Genomic DNA, 21,911 nt, shown 5'->3' on the forward strand with positions numbered 1-21,911 from the left:
GCCATTCGATTTTTGCTAAGAATACCAGATTGTCGCTACCCGACATTTCAGCAGCTGCAATTCGGAATATATCATTTTTTCTAAACGAATTAATAATTCCTGTATTCTTTAATTGCATTTTTCAATTTGTTAAGACTGCTGTTTATAGCCTTTACTGGGACAATACTAGCTTCTTCATTTCTATAATAAAGTTTCTTTCGATTCTGTGTAGCGAGTAAACATATACTGCTATAGCAAAAGAGAATAAGATTAAAAATCTTAATGAAATAAGCAAATTATATGGCATAATAAAATTCTTAATCAAAATTAAACTTAATGCCATAATTAAAGATGAAATCAAGGCTGGTTTGAGGTTTAGGTAAACTTGTTTTAAACCAAAATTCAATATTTTCATTTGAAAGCTTAAGCTAACAATAAAAGCAATAAAACTTGATGCTCCTACAACTATTCCTACTCCATTTATTCCAAATAATTTTGCCATAGGCACAATGAATATGAGAAAAATGGTTACCTGCATTGCAGTTATCCAAAAGACAATTTTTGGCTTACCACAAGCCAAAAAAACACCACCCAAACCGGAAGATAGACTATTAAAAACACCTGCGACTGCTAAAATTTTTAAAACGCTTATTGCGCCTATCCACTTCTGTCCATAAACAAAGCTTAATAATTCTTCTGCCAAAAAAATTAGCCCTACTCCAAAAGGAAGGGCAATTAAACTAACATGCTTAAAAACTTTAAAGGATGCCCTTTTTAAATCATCTAAATTTCCTTGAAGTTTGGAATAAGCTGGAAAAATAACGCGCTGGACCTTCCCTCCAAAATAATCTCTAGCAAAATTAGCCAAATTAAAAGCGATTGCATATAGTCCTAAGGCAGCGACCCCCAAAAGCTTTCCCACTAAAAGATTATCTAAATTCATTTTTAAAAACCAAACTACTCCACCCAGAAAAAGGAACTTGCCGAAATGAAACATTTCAAAGGCGATTTTCCTGTCAAATTCAAGTCTTGGATGCCATTTGCTAAAAACCCAAAACATTATATTTTGACAGAAAGTCTTTAATACATAAGCAAACACTAAACTCCATATTCCTACCCCAGATATCGCCAAAATAATAGCAGTTATAGAATAAATAATTCCTGTGCTAATCTCAATCTTTGATATGTTTTTAAACTGCATACTCTTCTCTAGCAGGGCTCTGGGAACATTTCCAAAACAACTGATAATAAAGATTACGCCTAAGGCTCTTACAACCCCCACTACTTCCTGATTATTTAGGAATTTACCAATCACCGGTGCTGAAATTGCTAAAATCAGATATATGCTCACGCCCAACACGGGAATAATAAAAAAGGCAGTGTTTGCTGCCTTTTCTACATCGTCTTTTCTACGTATTAGTGCTGAATCAAAGCCCATGCTCTTAAATAGACCTAAGGTATCAATAGCTATAAAGGCAAGGGAAAATAAACCAAAAGTAGCTGGATTTAAAATTCGCGCTAAAACAATCGTTGTACCAAGAGAAATAATCCTACTAATAAAACTCAAACCCACAAGCCACTTTATTCCATTAACCGTTTGTTTCTTTAGGGAAGTCATTTTTATATTTCGCTTTGTATTATACGTATTTGTTTTTATTTATGAATTTTTCTATAAAATTTGATAGACATTTTGTTAGCTTGAGTTAACGATAACGCAATATAGTTGACCAATTTTTTTAAAATCGTATTTTTTAAATCCTGCCTTTTTTAACAAATTTTCAATACTTGTTTTTGTGTAAAAATAAACATTACAACCTTTTAATGCTAATCTTAACATTCTTAAGACAGATCGCCACGTCTTAGCTCGTGGAAAACTCATAATGGCCTTATCTCGGATTAAAGTTTTCATTTTTGCTAAAACTGGAAGTGGCTCTTTAATATAATCAAATAATCCAATACCAATACAAACATCAAATTTCTCAACCGGCATATAATTTATAAGGTCGGTTTGAATAAATAAGCATTTTCCATTTAAACCTTCTTGATTTGCCCGGTTCTGACATATTTTAATCATCGTTTCTGAAATATCTATACCTACTACTTTTTGCGCATTATCTTTAGCGAGCGATAGCGAATATAGACCAGTCCCGCATCCTACATCAAGAAACATTCTGTTAGAAATGGGCTTAGACGCTTCCATAGCGTACTCATAACGCTTATACATATCCCATCTAAATATCGAATCCAGTAAGTTTTTTATTTTATTTTTTTCGTGTGAATAGATTGAATCAAAATTTTTTGCTTCTCTATTCCAAAACTTTTTTTGTTTAATGAACTCTTCATTCATAAAGATAAGATCTCCTTTATTGAAGTAAATTCAAAATCACTTAATAATTTATTAAGCCTTTTAAATGTTTTACCCAAATTATAATAATGCCTGAACCGTTTAAAGCCCCCTACCTTTACTCGTGGCTGCTTACTATCTATCTCCCATGGATGTAAATAGAAAATAACAGGACGACCTTGCTTCATACAATGTTTTATGAAGAATTTAGTTAAAGGATACGGAAAAAGTCGGAAATATCCGCCACCACTGCAAGGCACTCTTCTGCCATAAAACTCTGCACAACTTAAAGGAACTTCAATAAGTGAGTTATCAAATTCATAAATAGATAGTTGGGAATTTGGTATTCCATAATCTGGATGAAAACTAATGGGAAAAATTGAAGAATCATACCGAATGCCATTTTTTATAAGAATATCCAGAGCCCACAATGTATCTTTTTTGATTGTAAAAGACGGTGCTCGAAATCCTAGAATTTCATCATGCTTTATGCATCTTTTTGTGACATATAGAGCTTTTTTCAAATCTTCTTCAAAACCAATTGGTGTCATTTCGGTAATCAAGGTATGAGAGTATCCGTGAGTGGCTATTTCGTGACCTCTTTCTTCAATTTCACTAATTAAATCAGGAACTCGCTCGGCTATCCAACCAAGAATAAAAAAAGTTGCTTTGGTGTTATATTTGACAAATAGATCAAGAATTTGTCTCGTATTTTTTACTAGTCGTAGTTCGCATTTTCCCCAATCCTCCTTCTTGATAACTGAGCTTAAATTTTCAACACAAAACCAATCTTCTAAATCAACAGATATAGCATTTTTCATTTCCTCTATTCCCTTCTCGTTAACTTTGATAAATTAATCGTTTACTTGTTTAGTGCTTTTTCTTATGTTGATACCTTTGCTTATTTCTCCGCGACAACCCGTATTCCTAAAAATGCCTTAAATGGTGCTGTATTAGCTATATCTACCTTTAGTTTCGGTGGAAGTAGATCCAAGCCATTTTCAAGCCATCCAACTAAGTATGCGGGACACCGCATATAAACCCCCTTCCCTCCAATATATATCGTTACTTTTGAAAAACCGGCTTCTTTAAAAAGCTGACTAAGTTCCTTCACACTATACTCTTTCAAATGAAAGCCTGTCGCAGAATTGTCAAAATATTTTGAGATATCATGAGGACCTGATAGACGGCTTGGAGTAATACAGATATATTTTCCACCCCGAGATAAAGTCCTATAAATTTCCCTAAGTTGCTCAAAGGCATCTTCTGGATGAAGATGTTCCATAAGCTGGTAACTATAGGCAATATTTATACTTTCTGACTCAATAGGAATATGACATCCATCGGAAATGATGACTTTTAGCTTTTTGGAAAAATCACTGTTTTTTGTTATGACCTCTGATACATCAACAGCGTAGACATTCTTGACATATCGAGAAACCTCAGACGATAAGCTACAATCGCCGGCTCCGATTTCAAGAAATACAGCCTCAGGATACAAAAATCGTTTAAGAAGCCTCATTTGCCTTCGGACAGCAGCGTTTCTTGCTTCGTGACTATGCTTACGAGCTAAAAGAGAATGTCCAGGAACACGATGAAATAGTTCATCATAAAGAACATTATACAATTCAATCCTCTCTTCTTTGTGGGCATTACGAAGCCTATTAGATAACTCTTTTTCAACCTCATAATGTTGCCTTAGTTGTTCGTGCGTCCTTTTTTCCCACTCAGGAGGCTTAATGCGTAAGATTTTCATGTATTTATCATCTATTTAACTCTGAATACTGACATCTGATAACCAACAACTACTATCAGAGGTAGCGATAAAGATACCCAGGTATATGATACTGAAGATTAGTAAGGATATATCCTAGAATCTTGGCTTGGGCCTGCCTTAACAACCCTTCCCCATGCTTAAGCACACCTTTCTGAGTTCTGTTTGTCTGCACTACCATTATTACGCCATCAGTTTGAGCCCCTAGGAGACCAGCATCTGTTACTGGAATAATAGGTGGTGCATCAAAGATGATATAATCATACTTTGACTTGAGGACTTTAATGAAGTTTTTTGACTGAGGTGAGCCCAGGAGTTCGGCAGGATTATGGGGGGATTTGCCTGACGGTAAAACGGTGAGATTAGCAATGCCTATATCAACTAACGCATCATCTACATTTGCGCCATTGCTCAATAAATCTGAAAGTCCAACTTCCTCTTTAAATCCTAAATACTTGCTAATCCTTCCTCTGCGCATATCCGCATCTACCAGTATAATCTTTTTATTATGCAGATCATGTGCCATGGAGATTGCTAAGTTTATGGCAGTAATTGTCTTTCCTTCTCCATGAGTAGAGCTGGTAATAGTAATCGCCTTAATCGGGTACTTTGAATCAATTGCCTGGATATTAGTGCGAAGTTTCTTATATTGCTCTGCCACAGATGAAGATGGTTCGTGTAAACTTACGATCCTAGGGTCGATCTTTGAATCAAGGCGTTTTTTGACTACAAACTCAAACTTCATGCCTGCTTTTTCCTCAAACTTTTCAATCTTTTGCAGTCTTTCTTCAGCTGCCTTTTTTAATGCATTGGTGATTTTACCCATTGTCTTTTCTCCTAGTTAGAAAATTCCATTCTTTTATTGATTCATCTATAAATTTCTTTGTTATTGTTTTCATTTCGTAAACGTATCCGGAAAGAAGCGCGCTATCACAAACAAGGTTAATTAACCTGGGGACTCCTTTTGAGTAAGTATAGATTGAATCTAAGGCGCCTTGACTAAATATGTCAACTCCATTTGAACTTGCTACCTTTAGCCTATGACGGATATAATCCTGGGCCTCATTTTTATCTAACGCTTCTAAGTGATAATAGACAGAGATTCTCTGTTTAAATTGTTCTAAGCGAGGATGCTCTAATTTTGTCCGTAATTGTGGCTGGCCAATAAGTATGATCTGAATCATCTTATCAGTTTCAGTTTCTAAATTAGAGAGCATCCTCACCTCTTCTAATACCTTTGGGGTCAAATTCTGTGCTTCATCAATTATCAATACGACATTTATATCATTACTGAGTTGTTTTATAAGGTAGGCATTAAGTTGAGATAATAGCTTTTGTTTACTTCCTGATTTGAAATCAATTTCTAGCTCTTCTAGAATTTGTGCAATCAACTCCTTGCAAGTCAGATGGCTATTGGTAATAAGGGCTACTTTGGTAGCACAATCAAGTTTATTAAGGAGTGTTCTGCAGATAGTAGTCTTACCTGCCCCAATCTCACCTGTTATCACGACAAAGCCCTTTCTTTCGCTTATAGCATAGATCAGGCTATTTAAGGCCTCTGTATGCTTAGAGCTAGGGAAGAAAAACCTTGAATCTGGTGTTGTGTTAAAGGGTTTATCAGTGAACTGATAGAATTTTTCGTACATAATTTACCTCTAGCTTCTAAAGAAAGCCATAAACATTGAAATGATAATAAGCAATGCGCTGACTACTAAACCAATAATAATTATCATCTTTTTCTTTCTTTTTTCCTTATCAATCTCTTCCTGGGTAGTAAGCCGGGAAATCGCTCCTAATATAGGGAGCTCTAAATTACTTTTTGCATCTTCTATATCCAGGAAAGACTTATCCATAAATTCCCTGCCTAAGACCAGACCAGTACCAGCCATACCTCCAAAGAAAAGACCTAAGAATATAACTAGTATTTTCTTAGGCTTAGAAGGCTGTAAGGGTAATCTGGGAGGGTCTAAAATAGTATAACGAGTCCCTTCTTTTGATACTTCCAGGCGCTGGGTAATCTTTGCAGTTTCAAGCTTTTGTAAGAGCATATTGTAAATATTCTCATTTACTCTTATATCCCGGGCTAAGACAGAGTCAATCTTATCCATTAACAGCAATTTATAAATAGAGTCTCTTGCGCTTTCGCCCTCATTAGCAGCATCATTGGAAGCATAAGCTGTTGCGCCAATTGAAGACAAGCTATCTCCTGTAACCTTGTCTATCTCTTCTTTTAAAGCCTCATATACTGGATTTGTTACTGGCTTCTCAATATCTCCTACCTCGTATCCTCCAGAATTAAGCTCCTGATTTAGGGCCTGTATTTTCTGCCTTAAGTCCTTAACCATGGGGTGCTGTTCAGTAGAATCACCGAGAAGCTTCTTAAGCTGATCTTCTAATGATGCAATCTCTGTTTCCTTTATCTTTCTCTTATAGATCCTTAGCTGGTCTTTAATAAATTCTATGGCTACATCTGTTTCTTTACTCTGGGACTGAACGTTCTTTTCAATAAATACATCAGTTATAGTCTTTGCAATAAGCTGGGTCTCTTCAGGTTCTTTGCCAAAATAAGCTAATCTTATAATATTAGGTCCACGCATCTGAACTAGGATATTATTTCTTAAGCTTTTTATAAGATTTTCATATTCTAACTGGTTTTTTACATTCTTTGCTAAATCCAGCTTTTTAGCTAACTCTACCAGACTGCTCCAGCTTAATATCTGCTCCCGTAGGGTGCGCATCCTCTGTGCAACTGAAGTAGATACAGCCAGGCCTTGAATTAAAGGATTAATAATCTTCTCTTCCTCAACCAAAATCACAGTTGAAGATTCATATGTTGGCGGTAAAGTAAAGGCAAGAGTAATGCTTATCACCAACCCCGCAAATATCGGAGTTATAAACAGCCATTTTCTTCTAAAGAGTATCTTTAGATAATCTGCCGGGTTTCTTTGTTTAGCGTTTTCATAATTTTCCATTTTTTCCTCTTTTTTTATGGGGTCATGGTTGTTGCTGAACGAACACCAGAAGCAGCTGTTCCAACTGGTGCAACAACCGGATTAATTACTCTCATAATCTTTGCCATTACCGTAGCCGGAACGTAAAATACATCACCCGGTTTCATCTCTATATTCTTTTTTAGTTCTCCACCGTAAAGGATCGAATACAAATCAACCTTCTTTTTCTTTCCCTTGCCGTTTTCAGAAGGGGTTATCAACTCGCATTTACGCATAGCAGCAGCTAAGGTAGGCAGACCTGCCTGAACTACAGCCTCTCTTACGGGTATATTCTCTGAGCGCATATAATATTTCCCAGGTCTTGCTACCTCTCCAAGTACATAGATAACCTTGCTTTTATAATCTAAAATGGTTATGTTTATTTCAGGGCTTATGATGAAATTAGCAACAAGCTCCTTAATTTTTTCTTCCAGCTCCTTTTTGGTAAGACCTGTAACCTCTATATCTCCTACAAATTTATACTGTATCTTTCCTTCTAGATTTATAGGATAAACTCCGCTAAACTCGGGGTGGCGCATTACAGTTATCTCTACCACATCCTCAGGTCCTAATGTGTATTTTAATGGATCAAAGTAGTTGGCATTAGCAGGAATTGAACTAGCAAAATCTAAGGCTGGAACACTGGCTGCTTGACTGTCCTTAGGTATCACCTCAACAGCTCGCATGGTCCTGCCATCCTTGGAGATGATCTCTGTTGCCCTTATGGTCTTGTCCTGGGCAAATGCCGGAACTAAAAACAGACCAATTACTAAAACAATAGTAAAAATCTTAATTATCTTATTCATCGCCATCCTCCCCAAAATAAATAATCGTTTCCTTAAAATCTCTCAATTTTTTAAGGTCCTTCTTGTCATAGACCCTCCAACCACGCCAATCACGCTTGGAACGAGTAACCTTGCCAGATTTCTCCCAACGCACAATTGTCTTGGGTGTTACTCCAATGCGATCGGCTATGTCGGTTATAGTCATTCTTTTATGTTCATGATTATTAGCCAATTTTAACCTCCTGTTTTTTAACATTTAATTTATGATTACGTTTTCTGGTCTGTCTGAGTATGTCCTAGTATGTCCTGTATTGTCTTATATATACTAATACAGCATTATCTATGCCAATTAACACCATTAAAAAATATATATTAATCAGATATTGTAACTCTTTTATTTACAATAGGTAATGAATTGAAATTATTTTGGGTTGGAATTACTTTTCGGCTAGGTATTACTGGAGAATGTTGCTAAATTTAAACGAAGAGAATTTATACTTAAAAAAATACTAAAAATGATTGCTCTAACATGTTGCTATACAATGAGATATCCATGATGTGTATTAATATAAACAGAAAATCTAAATAAACATCAAAATTATAAATTTTAAAACTTAGAAGAGATCTTCAGAAATGCCTACCTTCCTCCTAAGGACCTTCTTCTGGGAATGGATCTTTTTCTTCTCTAATCTCTTCTCATGCTTTGCGCGGGATACATTGGTGGGAATACGCGGTTTTGGCTTCTTGCTTAATTGCTTTAGTTTATCCTTTAAGCGATGAAAGGCGAGTTCTAGATTAGCAGACTGATAGCGATGCTCTGTAGCAACGCTGGTAACTCCAGTAGGCCGATGATGCAGGCGGACGGCTGTCTCTCTCTTATTCTTTCTCTGGCCGCCTGGACCTGAGCTCCTATAAAAAGTAACAGTTGTCTGTTTCTTTAAATCGCTTAAATGTAAACTAAGCTTATACATCCCTAGGCTTCAGCTATTTCTTGAAATGAGCCGCTATTTTTTTGAATGTGCTAGTTAAATCCTTCGAAACATCACCCAGCCCGACTTTTAAGTCCCCTAATGCCCCTTCGGAAGCCTTCTTATAAACATTGAATTTCTTAACCAATTCTTTCTCTTTGACCTGGTATTCTTTTAAGAGTTTGCGAAAATTAGCCCTTGCCTCAATACCAGTATCAATTGCCTCAGTCTTAAATTTTTCTATCCCGGGCTTCCATTTCTTAAGCTGGGCCTTGCTTTTTGTTTCTAATTTCTTTAGTTCTCTCTTTACCTTCTTTATCTTTGGTTCTAATTCTTTAAGTTGTTTTTTGATCTGCTTTTCGATATTCTTTTTCTTCATCTCTGCCTCCTTTATTAGCTAAGGATTATTCGAAATTAAAATGTTTTCTTATTTTTTCACTTATTTTCCATTTACACTTCAATCCTTTGGGGAATTCAACAAAGTCACCTTTGCCGAATTCTACGCTCTGATCAGCGCATTCCACCTTTGCCTTGCCTTCTAAAATAAAGCACTTTTCAATCTGATCATACTCCCAGTCAAAAGAAGATGGTTCTTTCTCCCATATTGGCCAACCATCTACACCCTGTTGTTTTAACATCTCCTGAGTAGGTTTCTCAACCTTTATCTTATCCATAACAACACCTCCCTATGTAATCAACGTCCTTTTATTAAGCTGAGTACGTTTTCCTTTGTGAAAATATCCATATCAGAAGGATTTTCCAGAAAATTCTCTACATCCTGCCTTACCTTCTGCCAATCTGTTGTTTTAACAACCTCAAAGATAAAATCCTGCCAGGTATTCTCTGATGGCATTTCCTTCTTCCACCCAGTTTGCTTAAGGGCGTTTTGTAAGAGGGTAATATTGGGCGAGATATCTCTCCAGCGCGAAAGATACCATCCCAGGTCAAAAAAATCTCTGCCCTTGGTATATTTCCTGCTCAACAGTGCACTAAACTTACCGGCAAAAAGCGAAGAAACATCATAGGATAAAAAAGAAATTGGGAAATACTTATTAACGATATCTGTCTTTAATACTGCTCCTTTTGGCGGATTTGTATCAATCTCAAGCTTTACTGAAAACTTTTGCTCTTTATAAGGAGAAATTCCAGCCTCATGCATTAATCTCTCGAACTTAACCATTGCATTTTGAACAGTTTTCTCATGTTTATAGGAAATAGAAATATCGTAACCAGCCAGTTTTAATTCCTGCTTTATTTTCGCCACCAGTTCAACAAACTCATACTCCTTTTCTCTTGTCAGAGAAAAATCTAAGTCTTCTGAGAAGCGTGGCAGATTATATAGAAAGCGTAATGCCGTACCGCCTAAAAATGCGGTAGAACGAAATACCCCTTCATCATGCATAATCCTTAAGATATATGCCTGCAGGTATTCACGCATAATATTCAATTTTGCGTTAAAACCATTCTTTGCCCCTACTAATTCTAAGCAGTAATCCTTCACAACACCTTTTCTCCCTTCTTGCTAGCGACCCTATATTCCTTGATTGCCTTGGCTACCTTTAACATCTTTGGTTTCTTAAATCGCTGCGCATATTCCAATAGTTTCTTAACATTTACTTTCTCTAGATTCTGAAGCCTTAATCCCTTTAGATAATCTAAAGAGACCTTTAGTCTCTTTACATAGAAAAAATCAAGAAGCGCTTTCTCGCAAGATGCAATAAAGGCTGTCTGTTTATTAACAGTAACGGAGCTATAGCCCCAAAAAAGAGACTCTTTAATATGCCTATAATCAAAAATCCCTGCTTTGGATACAAACCTTGCTTCTCTTTTTGTAGTAACTGATGTAAATACAGTTGTTGCCTCAGGAATCAAATTATGGTACTCAAATGCTTTTTCTAAACTAATATATGAAGGTGTTTTTAAAACAGCAGCCAGATAAGGTTCGTAAACCTCGATCTTGCGATACGGCTCTGCCAATAAATACATACCTTTTTTAAGCTGGATAATCTTGCCTGCCTTTTTCCAACGACTAATTTGCACTTCGACCAAAGCAGGGTTAGATACGCCTGCAAGCAAAGCTTCGGGATTAATTACTGGTAATTTACTTGTAATCTTTAAGAATTCTTCCCAATCCATAACAATAACATAACATATTTGTTAAGTAAATGCAATAGAAATAGTATTAAAATTTATTCTTATGAACTACCTGCTTAAGGGACCTTTTGGGAACATGCAAAGTACCCTGCTCATCCTTCCAATACTTAACATCTCCCTTGCATTCTTCTATAACCGAGCTCTCTTCAGGAAAGCCTAAGGCAAGCACAAACTCAACGCTATAATTATCCGGGACTTTAAAAATTTGTCTTATCTTTTCTTTATCAATTGCCCCTAACCAACAAGAAGCCACGCCTTCACTCCAGGCCGTAAGTATCATATTCTCTATTGCGCTGCTAGCATCTACTATACCCCAGGAGCTTTTCTTAGTATCAGTAATGACTATTATATAGGTAAGAGGCCTTTCATCCTTGCCTGGATTTCCCTTTGGAGCAATATATCCAGCCCATTTTAAAGCATTAAACAACTCATCTCTTAACTTTGGCTCATTAACAACTATAAATTCACAAGGCTGCAAGTTTGAAGCACTTGGAGCAAGCCTTGCGCTTTCCAATATTTTCTCTAAGAGCGACTCTCCTATCGACTCTTGTTTAAATTTACGAATTGTCCTGCGTGAGATTATGGTTTTATAAACGTCCATTTTAGATACCACTAGATAAGCAATATGCACTATGAGCCTTATTATATGTCTCTTTTGCGCGCCAGGAGCTTCTGGCAAGAGGCTCAGAAACAACCACTCTAAAGCCTAAAGACTCTGCACTCTTTTTAAGTTTAGCAAACTCCTCTGGTTTATAATACTTTTTAACCGGCCAATGAGCTTTTGAGGGTGAAAGATATTGGCCCAGATAAAGGATATCAACACTTACTTGCCTCAAATCATTCATAGTTTTAACAATCTGCGTTTGATTTTCTCCTAGTCCAATCAAGAGAGCGCTCTTTGTAATAATCGCATGATTAAAATCCTTTAGAGATTTCAACACCTCTAAGGACTTATCATAACTAGAGTCAGGTCTGATTTCAGGATAGAGCCCTCTTACAGTCTCTATATCATGACCAATAACCTCAGCCCCAGAATAAGCGATCCTCTCAAGAAGTTGAGGCGAATTTGCAAAATCAGGTATTAATAGCTCTATTTTTACGTGTGGGCTTTGCTGCTTAATCAGAAATACAGTTTGAATAAATCCTGAGAGACCCTTATCCTTCAAATCATCCCGCGTAACAGAGGTTAGAACAACATAATCAAGGCCTAGTTCTCTAATAGCCTGGGCAACCCTTTCAGGCTCATTAGGATCTGGCACATCCAAATCAGCCTTTGAGACATTACAGAACTTACAGCTGCGAGAACAGTTCTTACCTAGTAATATATAGGTAAGAGCAAGTCCAGACCAACAAGTGCCTATATTAGGACAAGCTGCCTCCTGGCATACAGTCCTAAGATTTAAGCGCTGATTTAGCTCTTTTATGCGCTTAAAAGAACTATTGGTGCTTAACTTAACCTTTAACCAGTCTGGTCTCTGACTTGAATTATCCATGGATTGGCTTATCAAATACTGCCTTTGCTGCATCAACAGCAAGTTCGGAGAGTGTTGGGTGGGCATGAACGGTATGGGCAATATCCTGAACGCGTAAATTATTACTTTTAGCTACTACAAACTCATGTATTAGCTCACTTGCCTCATGGCCTGCAATATGTACTCCCAGGATTTTACCGCTTCTTTTCTCAGCGATGATCTTGATAAAGCCGTCTTGCTTATGTAAAAGAATGGCCTTTCCGCAAGACCTATAAAAATGCTTAACTACTACAATATCTAGCCCTTTATCCCCTGCATTCTTTTCAGTCAAACCAACGCTTGCTGCCTGAAACTCTGAATATACAGCAGACGGTATGGATGAATAATCAATCGGCTTAGGCCTTTTTCCTGAAATCACATCAGCTGCCAGGATGCCTTCAGCTGATGCCACGTGGGCTAACATAGGAGAGTTTATGCAATCACCAATAGCATAGATATTCTTTATATTGGTCTGCATTTTTTCATTTACAACAATGCAGCCTTTTTCCAGCAAAACTGCTATTTTCTCCAAACCAAGGCTTTCAGTGTTGGGTGAACGGCCTACACAAAGAAGCACGTACTCAAACTCCTTATTAATTACCCCGTTAGCAGTCTTGATCTGGGCAATAGAAGAATGGGTTTTTCTCTCTAAGTTAACTACAGAACTCTCAAGTAAAATTTCAATCCCTGTTCTTTTGAGGTATTTGCTAATTTCCTGGGCAATATCAATATCCTCAAGCGGTAACAACTGGCCTGTAAGCTCAACTATGCACACCTCAGAGCCTAGGCTTTTAAATAATGAGCCGAATTCTACTCCTATAGCACCGCCGCCAATAACAAGTAGACTCTTTGGTATTTCCTTGAGCCTAAATACACCCTCACTTGTAATTACATTTTTATCATCTGGCTCAAGACCAGAGAATACTTTCGGCCGCGAACCTGTGGCAATAATAAAGTTGGAGGCATTGACCTCTGTCTCATTGTCGCCACTTATAACCAAAACAGATGTCTTGGAGGAAAAGCGTGCTTGGCCAATAATCAAATCAATATTATTCTTTTTGAATAAATACTCAATTCCGCTGCGAAGCTGAGCAGAACTTGATAGAGCGCAAGAGACTAGCCTAGAAAAATCCACCTCTTTAGCTTCCAGGTCTATACCAGCCTTGGCTGCTTCCTTTGGAATATCATAAAGGTGAGCACTGTTTAATAAGGCCTTGGTGGGAATACAGCCTTCGTTCAAACACACTCCACCTAAGTGTTCCTTGGCATTCTCTATAACACATACAGATTTTCCTAATTGGGCCAGCCTTATAGCTGCAACATAACCGCCAGGTCCAGCTCCAATTACAACAACATCATATGTCTTTGGCATATTTAACTCCAATCTTTCCCAGTTAAACCTATTGCTTATTCTACCATTTACAGAAAAAAATGGCAATACACAAAAAAAGGCGCCCCTTTTTAGGGACGCCTGTATAATATTCCTGAGCCGACAAAGGTTAACTTACCTTACCTCTCTCTTCGGTAACCCAACCACCATACTATGGACCTTCCCCCACTAAAAGTGAGGTTTCGGGTCGCTATAGCTATAGGTTTGCGGCTTTGTCCTGAACGAATTGCTCAGGATCCCTCAAGGAAATAATCCCTGAAAGATGTCCCTAGATTTCTCTAGGTTTACCCTTATCGGCTTAAATAAAAGAACACTTAACGTAAAGTATACCCTATAGATAAGGAAAATTCAAGATCCTATACCTCAGAATCCTTTATGAGGCGACGATAATATTCCAGGCATTTCTTACAAGTTGGATTCTTCTCGTGCCACTCAGGGTGATCCTTCAGTATCAGATTCATCAAGTATTCTTCTGCCTTAATATGAGAAATAGCAGCAACCTCATCAATCTCACGTTGGCAAATTTGGCATCTGTACATAAGTTAGCATCCTTTTTTTGTTAATACTAACATAAAAAGCATGCTATGTCAACGTGATATGATCTATATTAAATATATTTATTCTTATTAATCAAACTAACGAAAACAGGTACAATCTTAGGGTCAAATTGCAAACCAGCATTAACCCTCAGTTCCTTAATTGCATCCTTGACTGTCATTTTCTTCAATCTGTATGGCCTGTCACTTGTCATCGCATCAAAGGAATCTGCACAGGCAAGAATCCTGGCACTTAAGGGTATTTCAGTTTCGGCAATGCGATCAGGATAACCATCGCCATCAAAGCGCTCATGATGATTCCTAACTAAAGGTATGCATTGTTTCATAAATTTAAGCGGTTGGAGTACTTTTGCGCCCTTAATCGGATGAAGCTCGATAATCGAGCGCTCAACTGCAGTCAATCTTCCTGGTTTATTCAAAATCAAATCTGATATTCCTACCTTTCCAACATCATGAACAGTGCCGCCATAATGGATTATCCTAAGCATATTATCAGGTAGTTTTAACTTGCGAGCAATATCCAATGCATACATTGTAACCCGCTCTGAATGACCTCTTGTATAAGGGTCTCTGGCTTCCATTGCCAAAACCAATGCCCTCAATGTACTGAAATAGTTCTTATGCACATCATCATAGTTTTTATTTTCCTGAATGGCGACAGCAATCTGATTGGAAAATGCCTTAATCAATTCAATCTCTTCATCACTAAACTGCTTCACATGGCGATAAAACACGCTAAATACAGCAAGATTTTGCTGTTTGAAAGCTGCTGGAACAACAAGTGCTGAACGCAGATGCTCCTCTTTAGCCTTATCAGGATACAAGACGCGATCATCATGCTGCATGTCATTGCAAATAAAGACCTTACCACTTGCTGCTGCCCTACCCTCTATACCTTCACCTATCTTAAGAGGAGTCTCCATAAGCATGTTTTTACCCAAACCAATGGCAGTCTTTGGAACAAGCATTCTAGACTCATTATCTACATAACGAACTGAAGCAGCATCAGCATGCAATAAGTCTTTGGCTAATTTTGCAATCAACGAAACAGCCTTTGCAGTATCTCCGTTTGAACAAACTAACTTATTGGCAATAACTAAATCATGCAACTCTTCCTGTTTATAGTTTAATCTCTTCAGCAATGTCCTGTATCTTTTATTCAAGGTATCGTTGCCACTAGACACCTTCTTGCTAACAGAACGCATGCGCTTAATCTCAACATTAAGTTTTTTATTTGAACTCTTAAGTTTACCACAAATACTTTTAAGACTGGTAATCTTACTAGAGTGTTGCTTGCTGAGTCTAACCCGATCAGTGACCTCGTAAACTAACTCTAATACTTGAATAACATTACCCTTTTTATCTTTAATAGGATTAGCAATAACTTGAAATAATCCTTTCCTGCCATCCTCCAAGATTCCAGGACGTAATGCCTTATATGTCTTGCCAGTTTTAAATGATCTTCTACATGGACATCCCACACAGATATCATTTCTTCCTTCGTATATTTTATAACAATGTTTACCTATGATATTCCTTGTTTTTGCAAACCATTTAATATGCGTAGCATTAACCCAAACAATACGAAAGTCGCGGTCAATTAGTGAAAAACCAGCCGCGACTTCATCTACGACATGCAATCTTTTAATTAAACTTTTTAGTTGATTTACCTTTAGCATATTCTCTTTACCTATATATCAAAATAAAAAACCGCCACTGTTTTAGCGGCGGCAATTATAGACTTTCAACATTATGTCATTTCCCGGTTCCTTATTAAACCATGGCTTTTGCTAACTTAATAAATACCTCCTAAAAGCGCTTTCTCAATAGATAGTACTGTTTATAAAAGTATACATGACTTTCCTAGCTTTTTCAAGACTATGAAAAAGTTTATCAAAAAAGATTTAACTTACTTTAAAATAAGGGATTATGTCGAAATTTGCTATTTTTTGAAGAAATTTTCTGCCTGAGAGCGGTCTGAGGCATGCTTAAAATCAGCATAGTCAATAAGCTCTAATTCCGGCCGCATCTGCCCTATTCGCTTTATAAGATGAGGAGGAAATCTTCCCTGATTTTGGCGGGTAGCAATAAATTTAAACTCGGAGTTGCATTCTGGACACTTTTTAGCCTTTAGGTAATCTATTCCTATTGCTCTGCAGTTTGCACAATCGGCACTCAACTGGCCAACAATAACAAGATGTTCCTTTACTTCATTAATATCAAAATGTTTCCATACCCTTAGTCGAACACGCATTTTTTGTATTCTACAAAAAGATTTAAATTACAATTAACATAATTCTTAGACTAGTTTATAAACTCTATCCTGTATGCGAACCCGCTTTGAAACCTTCAGGCCCACCTCATCTCCTTTTACTGCTGTCTGTATGGAGACATGGTTTATTTGGATAGATTTAACGCGCTGTTTGAGATTTGTAGTAGAGCCGATAATCCTAATAGTATCTCCAACCTTTAAATTTCCACTGGTTACAGTAAGAACACAAACTGATATCTGCGGAAAAAAGTGAGTAATAACTCCAATCAGCTCTTCTCTAGCTGTCTGGATATATGTTTGCTTCTTAGTTACCTTAACCCTTACTATTTTCTTTTTTCTTGGTTTCTTTGGCCTGGACTTGCGAGAGACTAATTTAGATTTTAACTTTTTTCTTTTCTTGAGAGGGGATTTTTTCTTTAATCTAACTTTTTTTCTAGCTGTTTTCCTTTTGGTTTTAATTTTCTTCACGGTAACCATTGTTTTTGGTTCCATGCTTTGCTTTATTCTTTTGATAAGGCCGAAAATCATTTTTCTTCCTATTTGAACCTCTCCCAATGGACTAGATGATCTAAAGATTTTTTGGGTGCAATTTCGTTCTTCTCTTTCGAATATCCCAAGGCGATCATACTCACTAACTTATATTTATAAGGCACTTTTAGGATATCCAGGACATTTACACAATAGTCTTTCTTATCTCCTGCTACCCAACAGGCTGCGAGCCCAAGATCAACAGCCGCAAGCAGTAAATTCTGCGTTGCAGCAGAGCCATCCTCAAGATAATACTTAGTATCCTCAGATACTATCGCAATGCAAACCGGAGCATCTTTGATAAAATTACCATTGGGAGCTAGATCAGAGATTTTCTTTTTGGTCTGTTTATCTGTTATCACAATAAATTGCCAGGCCTGAATATTCCTTGCAGTAGGCGCAAAACGGGCACAATCCAGCAATTCTTTAATTATATCCTTAGAAACAGCTCTTGATTCAAATGTCCTTATACTTCTTCTCTTTTTGATCGTCTGAATGGTTTCCATGGTTCTTATGAGGAGGCTATCTTAAATCTAACAACGAATCAATTTCGCCAAAATGATTCTTTTCACTTACTGGGTTATTGGGATCTTCGCACCATTTCCCATCAACAACAAAGCGATAGCGATAGCGGCCGGGTTTCAGGTTTAGGTGTTTTTTCCAAATGCCGTTTTCTTCTTTAGTAAACATTGACTTCTTATTTGGCGACCATTGATTAAAATCACCTGCTAAATAAACCTCCTTTGCCTCAGGTGCATGAAGTCTGAACTCTGCCTTAATAAAGCGCTCTATTTCCTTCTTAATTACCTCTTTAACATCATCAAGACGTACATCACTAGCTTCGGCTGCGCTTATGATTTCCCGCGCCAGAGAAAAGTAATCTTTGCTGCCTCGGCAGTATTTATTGAAATCAAAAACAGCAACACCGCTATTTGCTGCTTCTTTCAGCTTAACATTGACATGGATAATGCTGTTGAATATCTTTTCTTTAAATTTCTCGCTTATGTCTGCAAGCATATTATGCGAATATTGTAATCGAGAATCAAACATCGTAACCAAGACCTTGAAGTCTACGGTGTGTTTTAGACGCTGACGAATCAACTCAGCAATACATAGAAGCCGATCTAAGCCTTCAAATGAAAAACGACTCATCTCTACAGGAATAATAAGCTCATCAGAAGAACAAATCGCATTAACAGTTAATATACCAAGATTAGGAGGACAATCCATAATACAGTAGTCATAATCATCTATTTCTGAAAGTGCTGCCTTAAGCCGGCCCTCGCGGCCTATTTCAGTTGACATCTCCTGCTCAAGTGTACTCATAAGCAGACTAGAAGGTGCGATAGAAAAATTATTCTTAACTTTTAAAACAACCTCTTTTATCTTCAATTTTGGCTTGGAAAAATTACTTAAACAATCATACATACTCTTCTCGCTCTCTATACCTAAGCCTATGCTGGCATGCGCTTGAGGGTCTAAATCAATCAACAGGGTCTTTTTGTTGTTCATAGAAAGCGCTGCAGCTAAATTAATAGCTGTTGTTGTCTTGCCGCAGCCGCCTTTTTGATTTGTAATGGAAATTATTTTCATTCTTTTTTAGTAAATTTGATTTTATCTATAAATATACGCCCTTGTTCTTTTTCAATATTCCAGCCCTCGACAATAAAACTAATACCGCTAAGGTCAGAGAAGCTCTTCAGCTCAGAGATCTCAAGCGGAATCTTGAATGTCTTCCAGCGTGATTCTATGCCTCTAATATAAATTGATTTCTTCTCGCGGCGCGAACTCTCAAGGCCCACCTTAATCAAGCTGCTAAATCCTTCTTGCGGATCACCCCGCAGGGCAAACTCCAATACATCATAATCAACCAAATTTATCTTAGGTAAATCAAGACTAATGCTCTTTATCTTTTCATGAGTCTGGGAAAAGTTATAATTAAGCTTTAGAGGCAGGATATTAGCCAAAACCGAAAGGCTCTTTTTTTGCGCCTTAACAGTGTTGGCTTTCTTAAAAATATTCCCTGAAAATAACAAGACGCCAATAAGGACAATAAGACTTACAATGCCGATACCGATAAAGAGATTGGGTCTATTTTTAGAATTAATGTTGCCTCTTGAAACCTCTTCCCTTCTTGTAAAATAGGTGTCAGCAATTCGATTGTAAAGGTGTGTATATTTCATAAGTTAAAGCTATATTCTAAAACCTTCCAGGCCTATATACTCATTTATTATATAACAAAATTTTACTAAAATAAATATTTTATGCAAAAAAAATCCCCGGTTCAATTAAGAACCGGGGATTCAAAGCTACCTACTAAACAACTCTTAGAAGGAAACCTTCATTGAACCAACAGCCTGACTTGCTGTAGAGTTAGTTGAACTATCAAATGCATTACCAGGTATAAATGCACCTAGCTTCAGACCGAACTGTACATCTTCCGTATAGTCATAAAGCAAACTTAGATCGATTTCCTGACCTACAAAAGATTTATCAGTCAAGTCTACGCTCTGTGGCAATGTTTCATGATTAGTTGCAGTTAAAGTACTGTCAAAACCATATGCCTCAGCCCACCAGTATAAATAGCCGCCAAGTTCTACATTGATGTCATCAGCAAGTTCTGCAGTGGCAACTAAACCAGCGAGGTGAATATTGGTCTGATCCAATAGAGCACAAGCAATATCACCAAATGTCTGATTTTCATACAATGGATCCCATGCATGGTAACTAGGATGTTCTGCGTTTACTGGATCCCAACCATCATCATTACCGCTAAAGTATGCATAAAGAGCAGTCAGAGTTGGAGAATATCTTACTTCTGGCCAAGCATAAGTAGCAGCTGTTTCAATAGCTACTGCTTCTCTATCAACTGTCCTATCATCCCTATCAACAGCAACATCATTTATGTAGGTACCAAGCTGATAAGCGCCTTCTAAGCTGTAAGTCAAATTTTCAATCGGATGAGTTACAACTCTTGCACCAAAGACCTGCGTTGCTTCACCATTTCTAATCTCAGCAGAAACCTCTGTATCTTTAATTCGATCATAGAAATAAGCTTCTAAGATTGAACTCCAATCATCACCTAAATCATAATTAGCTGAAATACCATATAGAGTCTGATCATCAGCAGCGCCAGCAGTAGTTTCAGCAATCTTTGCATAGAGTAAATCAACAATTAAAGGCGAATAATCTAGGGTTGCTCTCATAGCATCAAATGCTTTTTGCTTGCTTAAATCTGGCTGGGTAGTTGCAACTGTAGTTGTTACTGCACTATTGTTATCATCAGGATCACCAACAATCATTTCAGAACCCATATGAAGTTCCTGACGACCTAGCGTTAACGTTAAAGGAGAATATAAAAACTCCTTTAAAGTTACGTAAGCCAAATCAAGCTGGATATCTTCTGCATCTGTTGCGTCAGTATCCCATTCTCTTTCGTTAAGGAGCCTGGCTGTAACTGAAACATTGTCAGTTAAATCAGCATTAATCCCTAACCTCAAAAATCCCAGAATAGCACGTTCTTGGTTATCAGTAGCGGTTTGAGATTGAGTAACCAAATCCCAGCAATCACGAGCCAAAGGTACAATCTCTAGATCACCGCTTACTTTTACGTTCTGGACAGCAGCAAATGCCGGAGTAGCAATAAATGCTACAACTGCGGCTGCTAGCAGAACTAGTGTTAAGCGTTTACTCATTTGTTTTTCCTCCTTAAGGAACATTTAATTTTATATAATGAACAGCTAGATCTTTTTCTAGCAACGTTGTTTCACTTATATGTATATCATCAGACTTTTTGATAACCTTTGGGCGTCTTTTTCCTCACGCTCCTTTCTGCCCAGATTTAAAGCCATCACTGATGGTATAACCTATATAACTAGTTATATCTAAAGTATCAAATAACCTTATATTTGTCAAGGATTTTTTGATAATTTTCATAGATTTTTTCAACGTCTTTTTGGCTAAGTCCCGCACCATAAGCAACGTCCCTAAGTTGTTCTGGTGCAATTATATCGTACGGTATGTGCGCGTCGTTATTCAGGCTAAGTTCCGCACCAAATTGAAGAGCTTTTTTTGCAACATAGCCATTGGTAAGACTATGGCCCTTGCGAGATGTTAATTCAAGAGAAACGCCTTTTTTGGCTGCTAATTTAAGCTCTGAATCAGAGATAAACCCGGGATGAGCCAATATATCAATATCAGCTTCTAAGGCTGCTTTATTGGTTCCTTTTCTGACTGGTTCAACAATGGTCTGGCCATGTGCGACAATAATCTTGATTCCTCTTTTTCGAGCCAGGCTTGCAAGGGGCGCAAAATCCTCTAAGTTTAAATGAGTCAACTCTATACCGGGCAGAATTTTTAATTTTGCATTTTTTGGCCAGCCTTTACAAAATTTTAGAATTGCATCAATTACAAAGTCAATATTTGAAATATCTACGTGGTCTGTTATGGCAATTGCTTTATAGCCAGCTACTTCATAACGTCTAGCAAGTTCTGCTGGTAGGAGCTCGCCGTCGCTTAATAAAGAATGGCAGTGAAAATCATACATAATGTTTATAGCTTCTTCTGGCCCGATTTATAGATTATGCGCCTGGGTGGATTCGAACCACCCCAAGACGGGCCTTAGGAGAGCCCCGCTCTATCCAAATGAGCTACAGGCGC

26 protein-coding genes and 1 tRNA gene are annotated in these 21,911 nt (G+C 37.4%); all 27 read right to left on the reverse strand.

What is annotated here, in order from left to right:
- Positions 1 to 151 precede the first annotated feature (151 nt).
- The 27 genes from KJ593_05130 to KJ593_05260 all read right to left on the reverse strand — a co-directional run bounded on the left by KJ593_05130 (position 152) and on the right by KJ593_05260 (position 21,911).
- Complete coding sequence (locus KJ593_05130; protein ID MBU2541266.1) at positions 152 to 1,597, reverse strand: lipopolysaccharide biosynthesis protein; 1,446 nt, start codon at positions 1,595 to 1,597, stop codon at positions 152 to 154.
- 75 nt (positions 1,598 to 1,672) lie between these two features.
- On the reverse strand, positions 1,673 to 2,326 hold the full coding sequence (locus tag KJ593_05135; GenBank protein ID MBU2541267.1) for a class I SAM-dependent methyltransferase: 654 nt from the start codon (positions 2,324 to 2,326) through the stop codon (positions 1,673 to 1,675).
- Positions 2,323 to 3,144 carry a DUF3473 domain-containing protein gene (locus tag KJ593_05140; GenBank protein ID MBU2541268.1) on the reverse strand — a complete coding sequence of 274 codons (822 nt, stop codon included), beginning with the start codon at positions 3,142 to 3,144 and terminating at the stop codon, positions 2,323 to 2,325. The genes KJ593_05135 and KJ593_05140 overlap by 4 nt, the downstream gene beginning before the upstream one ends.
- 80 nt (positions 3,145 to 3,224) lie before the next feature.
- Positions 3,225 to 4,079 (reverse strand): class I SAM-dependent methyltransferase, encoded by an 855-nt coding sequence (locus KJ593_05145; GenBank protein ID MBU2541269.1) that lies wholly within the window; start codon positions 4,077 to 4,079, stop codon positions 3,225 to 3,227.
- Between the two features lie 55 nt (positions 4,080 to 4,134).
- Positions 4,135 to 4,923, reverse strand: a complete 789-nt coding sequence (locus KJ593_05150; protein ID MBU2541270.1) for a CpsD/CapB family tyrosine-protein kinase — start codon at positions 4,921 to 4,923, stop codon at positions 4,135 to 4,137.
- Complete coding sequence (locus tag KJ593_05155; protein ID MBU2541271.1) at positions 4,916 to 5,743, reverse strand: AAA family ATPase; 828 nt, start codon at positions 5,741 to 5,743, stop codon at positions 4,916 to 4,918. The genes KJ593_05150 and KJ593_05155 overlap by 8 nt, the downstream gene beginning before the upstream one ends.
- A gap of 9 nt (positions 5,744 to 5,752) precedes the next feature.
- Positions 5,753 to 7,069, reverse strand: coding sequence for a hypothetical protein (locus tag KJ593_05160; GenBank protein ID MBU2541272.1), 1,317 nt, complete (start codon positions 7,067 to 7,069; stop codon positions 5,753 to 5,755).
- Between the two features lie 14 nt (positions 7,070 to 7,083).
- Positions 7,084 to 7,893, reverse strand: coding sequence for a polysaccharide export protein (locus KJ593_05165; protein ID MBU2541273.1), 810 nt, complete (start codon positions 7,891 to 7,893; stop codon positions 7,084 to 7,086).
- Positions 7,886 to 8,128 (reverse strand): helix-turn-helix domain-containing protein, encoded by a 243-nt coding sequence (locus KJ593_05170; GenBank protein ID MBU2541274.1) that lies wholly within the window; start codon positions 8,126 to 8,128, stop codon positions 7,886 to 7,888. Before KJ593_05170 ends, KJ593_05165 begins: the two co-directional genes overlap by 8 nt.
- 358 nt (positions 8,129 to 8,486) lie before the next feature.
- Positions 8,487 to 8,843, reverse strand: coding sequence for a peptide chain release factor-like protein (locus KJ593_05175; protein MBU2541275.1), 357 nt, complete (start codon positions 8,841 to 8,843; stop codon positions 8,487 to 8,489).
- Positions 8,844 to 8,856: 13 nt separating this feature from the next.
- Complete coding sequence (locus KJ593_05180; GenBank protein MBU2541276.1) at positions 8,857 to 9,219, reverse strand: hypothetical protein; 363 nt, start codon at positions 9,217 to 9,219, stop codon at positions 8,857 to 8,859.
- Between the two features lie 25 nt (positions 9,220 to 9,244).
- Complete coding sequence (locus KJ593_05185; protein MBU2541277.1) at positions 9,245 to 9,514, reverse strand: cupin domain-containing protein; 270 nt, start codon at positions 9,512 to 9,514, stop codon at positions 9,245 to 9,247.
- A 20-nt stretch (positions 9,515 to 9,534) separates the two neighbouring features.
- Positions 9,535 to 10,341, reverse strand: coding sequence for a nucleotidyl transferase AbiEii/AbiGii toxin family protein (locus KJ593_05190; GenBank protein ID MBU2541278.1), 807 nt, complete (start codon positions 10,339 to 10,341; stop codon positions 9,535 to 9,537).
- The gene (locus KJ593_05195; protein MBU2541279.1) at positions 10,338 to 10,976 is read right to left on the reverse strand and encodes a hypothetical protein; all 639 of its coding nucleotides are present in this window, start codon (positions 10,974 to 10,976) and stop codon (positions 10,338 to 10,340) included. Before KJ593_05195 ends, KJ593_05190 begins: the two co-directional genes overlap by 4 nt.
- 46 nt (positions 10,977 to 11,022) lie before the next feature.
- Positions 11,023 to 11,595 carry a nitroreductase family protein gene (locus KJ593_05200; GenBank protein ID MBU2541280.1) on the reverse strand — a complete coding sequence of 191 codons (573 nt, stop codon included), beginning with the start codon at positions 11,593 to 11,595 and terminating at the stop codon, positions 11,023 to 11,025.
- A 1-nt stretch (position 11,596) separates the two neighbouring features.
- Positions 11,597 to 12,520 (reverse strand): lipoyl synthase, encoded by a 924-nt coding sequence (lipA, locus tag KJ593_05205; GenBank protein ID MBU2541281.1) that lies wholly within the window; start codon positions 12,518 to 12,520, stop codon positions 11,597 to 11,599.
- On the reverse strand, positions 12,480 to 13,877 hold the full coding sequence (gene lpdA, locus KJ593_05210; GenBank protein ID MBU2541282.1) for a dihydrolipoyl dehydrogenase: 1,398 nt from the start codon (positions 13,875 to 13,877) through the stop codon (positions 12,480 to 12,482). Before lpdA ends, lipA begins: the two co-directional genes overlap by 41 nt.
- Positions 13,878 to 14,251: 374 nt before the next feature.
- Positions 14,252 to 14,434 (reverse strand): hypothetical protein, encoded by a 183-nt coding sequence (locus tag KJ593_05215; GenBank protein ID MBU2541283.1) that lies wholly within the window; start codon positions 14,432 to 14,434, stop codon positions 14,252 to 14,254.
- 68 nt (positions 14,435 to 14,502) lie between these two features.
- Complete coding sequence (locus tag KJ593_05220) at positions 14,503 to 16,131, reverse strand: GAF domain-containing protein (GenBank protein MBU2541284.1); 1,629 nt, start codon at positions 16,129 to 16,131, stop codon at positions 14,503 to 14,505.
- Positions 16,132 to 16,394: 263 nt separating this feature from the next.
- Positions 16,395 to 16,706, reverse strand: coding sequence for a hypothetical protein (locus tag KJ593_05225; protein ID MBU2541285.1), 312 nt, complete (start codon positions 16,704 to 16,706; stop codon positions 16,395 to 16,397).
- A gap of 45 nt (positions 16,707 to 16,751) precedes the next feature.
- A complete protein-coding gene (locus KJ593_05230) occupies positions 16,752 to 17,216 on the reverse strand; it encodes a hypothetical protein (GenBank protein ID MBU2541286.1) in 465 nt (154 codons plus the stop codon).
- Positions 17,217 to 17,260: 44 nt separating this feature from the next.
- On the reverse strand, positions 17,261 to 17,758 hold the full coding sequence (locus KJ593_05235; GenBank protein MBU2541287.1) for a nitroreductase family protein: 498 nt from the start codon (positions 17,756 to 17,758) through the stop codon (positions 17,261 to 17,263).
- A 16-nt stretch (positions 17,759 to 17,774) separates the two neighbouring features.
- Complete coding sequence (locus tag KJ593_05240) at positions 17,775 to 18,845, reverse strand: AAA family ATPase (GenBank protein MBU2541288.1); 1,071 nt, start codon at positions 18,843 to 18,845, stop codon at positions 17,775 to 17,777.
- Positions 18,842 to 19,435 carry a hypothetical protein gene (locus KJ593_05245; GenBank protein MBU2541289.1) on the reverse strand — a complete coding sequence of 198 codons (594 nt, stop codon included), beginning with the start codon at positions 19,433 to 19,435 and terminating at the stop codon, positions 18,842 to 18,844. The genes KJ593_05240 and KJ593_05245 overlap by 4 nt, the downstream gene beginning before the upstream one ends.
- A gap of 144 nt (positions 19,436 to 19,579) precedes the next feature.
- A complete protein-coding gene (locus KJ593_05250) occupies positions 19,580 to 20,947 on the reverse strand; it encodes an alginate export family protein (protein MBU2541290.1) in 1,368 nt (455 codons plus the stop codon).
- A 197-nt stretch (positions 20,948 to 21,144) separates the two neighbouring features.
- A complete protein-coding gene (locus KJ593_05255; GenBank protein MBU2541291.1) occupies positions 21,145 to 21,798 on the reverse strand; it encodes a histidinol phosphate phosphatase domain-containing protein in 654 nt (217 codons plus the stop codon).
- Positions 21,799 to 21,835: 37 nt separating this feature from the next.
- Positions 21,836 to 21,911 (reverse strand) — tRNA-Arg (locus tag KJ593_05260).

The sequence above is a fragment of the Candidatus Omnitrophota bacterium genome (assembly GCA_018830005.1).
In the GTDB taxonomy this organism is placed as follows: domain Bacteria; phylum Omnitrophota; class Gorgyraeia; order JAHJTE01; family JAHJTE01; genus JAHJTE01.